1 protein-coding gene is annotated in these 482 nt (G+C 45.4%); it reads right to left on the minus strand.

Features of this window, described 5'->3' with window-relative positions:
• Nucleotides 1–328, minus strand: a 328-nt coding sequence (locus BP822_RS01590) for an ABC transporter substrate-binding protein (protein WP_286877578.1), incomplete at its 3' end; no start/stop codon positions are given.
• Between the last annotated feature and the right edge of the window lie 154 nt (nucleotides 329–482).

Genomic DNA, 482 nt, shown 5'->3' on the forward strand with positions numbered 1-482 from the left:
CGATAAGGGCTTTTGCGCATTCACCAACATTTGCAGTATCGCTCTTGCCATCACATAAGATCAGTTCGATCTCTTTGCCATCGATTCCACCAAGTCTGTTGATCTCATCAACTGCAAGCCCAGCTCCCCTGGCGGACGGCAGATCCAAGGGCGATTGCGACCCCACCAGGTTGTATATCGCCCCGATCTTTACCGTCTGTTCAGATGCTCCCTCCATAGCAAATTGATCCCGATCTGTTTGAGCTAATGCCATTGAACCTATGATGCATATCTCCAAGAGTGCAATAAAGGCGAAAGCAGATGCCATTCTACAAATATCTGAACTCAAGACGCGAACCTCCTTTTTTTGATTACTAAAGACAAGCCAAACGCATTATGGCATCTGCAATTTGAACTTTTGCATGCACCTCAAATCGTATGGAGGCCGATACAAAAATGGTTGCGAAATGTTAAAATGCAGTAGTGCCCGTCATTAATACTGA

The sequence above is a fragment of the Methanosaeta sp. UBA458 genome (assembly GCF_002496085.1).
In the GTDB taxonomy this organism is placed as follows: domain Archaea; phylum Halobacteriota; class Methanosarcinia; order Methanotrichales; family Methanotrichaceae; genus Methanothrix; species Methanothrix soehngenii.